General features: G+C 47.1%; 2 protein-coding genes and 1 pseudogene. 2 read left to right on the top strand and 1 reads right to left on the bottom strand.

Annotated elements, in window-relative coordinates; genetic code table 11:
• The coding region (locus ACTJJI_RS26105; protein WP_440656286.1) for a hypothetical protein at positions 1 to 941 on the top strand (941 nt) is incomplete at its 5' end.
• Positions 942 to 1,113: 172 nt separating this feature from the next.
• Positions 1,114 to 2,320, top strand: a pseudogene (locus ACTJJI_RS26100) (IS256 family transposase).
• Between the two features lie 56 nt (positions 2,321 to 2,376).
• Here the strand turns inward: ACTJJI_RS26100 and ACTJJI_RS26095 are convergent.
• Positions 2,377 to 3,377: hypothetical protein (locus ACTJJI_RS26095; protein WP_440656284.1), on the bottom strand; the 1,001-nt coding region annotated here is incomplete at its 5' end.

Below are 3,377 nucleotides of genomic sequence, written 5' to 3'. Positions count from 1 at the left end.
GCAATCTGTTCCGGTTCTGCAGAAATAATCCCGTGAATGTCATCGATGATGATGGGAGACAGGATGATAATGCTCATGAACTACTAAAAATTAATTTTCATGAGAATGTGCAGAATAAGATCCTTATCAGAGCCAGACACGATCAAGAGGAGGCTGAGAAGGTCCTCGCCGAAAGATTCAATCTTCGGGGACAGGAGCTGGGCGAGAGTCTTACGAAAATTGTGAGTTATCTCGAAGATGCGCCTCGCTCGATTAACGTCCGATATGAAGACATAAAGAATTATACAGATGATTATGTTAAAAATACTTTCGCGACAGGGAAAAGGCTCAGCGATCCGTCTTATGTACATGACCGTATCCACCGCAACAGAGAACTAATACATTTTGCAAACGCCTCGGTGGATTTAAAAAGACATTACGACCTGTCAGATTCCGGAAGTATTGAGGTGTCATCAGCATCAGCTCACCCTGTACATGGCAGCATTCAGATGCAATCCATGGAACATCTGCAAGGTGGGGTCCCAGATGCCGATCCGAAGGCTTATGGATTGAGTGCCTTTTTTTTAACAGAACGTCCTCTCGGTCATCTTACTTACACATCCCGGGATTCAATGGATTTGTTCGCTCAGTCAAAGTATGAGGATGATGGCTTCCTGCAAAATCAAATGGCGGCAATGGTAAATATGTATCCTTTGATACGTTACGCCAGTAGTGGGCAACTCGATTATTTTAAAAATGTTGCGATTGACGGGAAAAGTAATGAAGACCCAATGAAACCTTATATCGAGTGGCATTCGCACGCACGCCTTCATTTTGGTCAGGACGTTAATGAGTTAAATATTTCTAAAAAAGAAAAAGGCCTGCGGACACGGATTAACGGAACGGATACGGCTGTAAATACTTTCGTGAGTAAACATCGTATAACGACTAACACTATTTGATATTTTTCGATGCTGTGCCAGGGGGACATATCAGGAAAAGTGGATCGGAGACAGTATATTCGAAAATGCCAGTAACAACGGGGGCTTTGCGTGGAAAATAGAGCCTGTACATAGATTTGTGTAATTGCCTGATTTTGATATATTCAATCCAACATCAAAAACAGGTTAATTTATGGACGAAAAACAGTTGCAGGCCCTGGCTAACGAACTGGCCAGAAATCTCAAAATCCCTGACGATCTCAACCAGTTCGATCGCCTGCTGAAAAAAATCAGCGTCGAGGCGGCGCTCAACGCCGAAATGACCCATCACCTCGGCTACTAAAAATCAGCCCAAACCGGCGACCAACGCCCGCAACGGCTACACCCAAAAGACGGTTATCACTGGTGATGGCCCACTGGAGCTGCGTACTCCGCGCGATCGTGATGGTTCCTTTGAACCCCAGCTGGTGAAGAAGAACCAGACCCGGATCACCGGGATGGATAACCAGATTTTATCGTTGTATGCCAAAGGGATGACCACCCGCGAGATCACCGCTGCGTTCAAAAAGCTGTATGACGCCGATGTCTCGCCAGCGCTGGTCTCAAAGGTCACTGACGCCGTCATGGAGCAGGTCACTGAGTGGCAAAATCGGCCACTGGACGCAGTCTATCCCATTGTTTATCTTGACTGTATAGTGCTGAAAGTCCGACAGGACAGTCGCGTCATCAATAAATCCGTGTTCCTTGCCCTGGGTATTAACATCGAAGGCCAGAAAGAATTACTGGGTATGTGGCTGGCCGAAAACGAGGGCGCGAAGTTCTGGCTCAATGTGCTGACCGAACTTAAAAACCGCGGCCTGAACGATATCCTCATCGCCTGTGTCGACGGGCTTAAAGGCTTCCCGGACGCCATCAACGCCGTGTATCCGGAAGCCCGCATCCTGCTGTGCATCGTGCATATGGTGCGCAACAGCCTGCGGTTCGTCTCCTGGAAGGACTACAAAGCCGTCACTCGCGACCTGAAAGCCATCTATCAGGCCCCCACGGAAGAAGCAGGCCAGCAGGCACTGGAAGCGTTCGCCAGCGCATGGGACAGCCGCTACCCGCAGATAAGCCGGAGCTGGCAGGCAAACTGGAGCAATCTGGCGACGTTCTTCGCTTATCCGGCAGACATCCGCAAGGTGATCTACACAACGAATGCCATCGAGTCGCTGAACAGCGTGATCCGGCATGCCATCAAAAAGCGTAAGGTGTTCCCGACGGACGACGCAGTGAAAAAAGTGGTATGGCTTGCAATCCAGGCTGCGTCACAGAAATGGACGATGCCGCTGAGGGACTGGCGTATGGCGATGAGCCGTTTTATTATCGAGTTCGGTGACCGCCTGAACGGTCACTTCTGAGAAAAGGCATTTACACAGAATCGTGTACAGGGTCGTTCTAAACGGGCTCATGTATATTAGTACTGCCTCGACAAATGATAACCACTTGTTGTTTTTTTTACATTAAACTTCGTGCCAGCCGGGAAAATAAATTCAATTTCACTTGTCATTACTGTCGGCATCGCTCCTGCTGAAGAAAATGTCAAATTTATCTGACTGGTCTCCCCCCTCCATTTTTTATGCTGTTCATCCTGCGTCCCAAACGTACCAAGAGCAAAACCCCTTGTTTGTTTCTCATCAGGAGAAACAGATAAAAATTGTTTTGCTGTCCAGCTTCTATCCGACCGGGCAGCATTCTCCAGTGTAGTTATAGAGTTTGCCCGCATGCGGGTACCCCGGTACATTGTTTTGTCCTTAAAATCGCGTAGAGCTTCTTTCGCACTGTCTTCGTTCTGATAACGCTCCAGCGCGGAATTAAATGCACGGGTAATGAATTTTGAATTATCCCTGAGTTTATTTAAATACTTTTTGGCTGATTCAACCTTCGTTTTTTTATCGTGAGAGTAACCGACCGTATATTCACCCCCTGATTTAGCCAGTTGTGATGCCGATGTGTTAACCACTTGGTCAAGACTATGATGATATGGACCACTGGAATGCCCCGTATGAACTCTGGCATGATGATTTATATACCTCGCTCCCTCCATTGCAGAGTAAAGGTGAAGAAGTCCCATCGATTGGTCGGAAGAGGGATTAGTATATCCTTTCCATTCAAGCCGACTATGAAATAATCCCTTAGCATTGTCGTATACAACCTGAGGCAGACCATCTTTTGATAAATCATTATCTCTCAGCGTCTTACCTATCGCATCAAAAACTGCGTCTTTAAGCGTCCCTGGAATGTCTTCCCATCTGGAAGCATCCGTTTCCCAAAATTTGTCCGCTCCGATGCCAGCCAATTTATCAACCATGTCTCTCTGTGACCTATTGAGTTTATATGCTGTATAATCAACAGGAGCCCTGCCGTCTGTATCAACCCTGTTCACGGGATTATTTCTGCAGAACCGGAACAGATTAA

This window comes from Enterobacter sp. 22466 (assembly GCF_052044775.1).
Taxonomy (GTDB): domain Bacteria; phylum Pseudomonadota; class Gammaproteobacteria; order Enterobacterales; family Enterobacteriaceae; genus Enterobacter; species Enterobacter dissolvens.
This window is presented reverse-complemented; position numbering and strand designations above follow the sequence as displayed.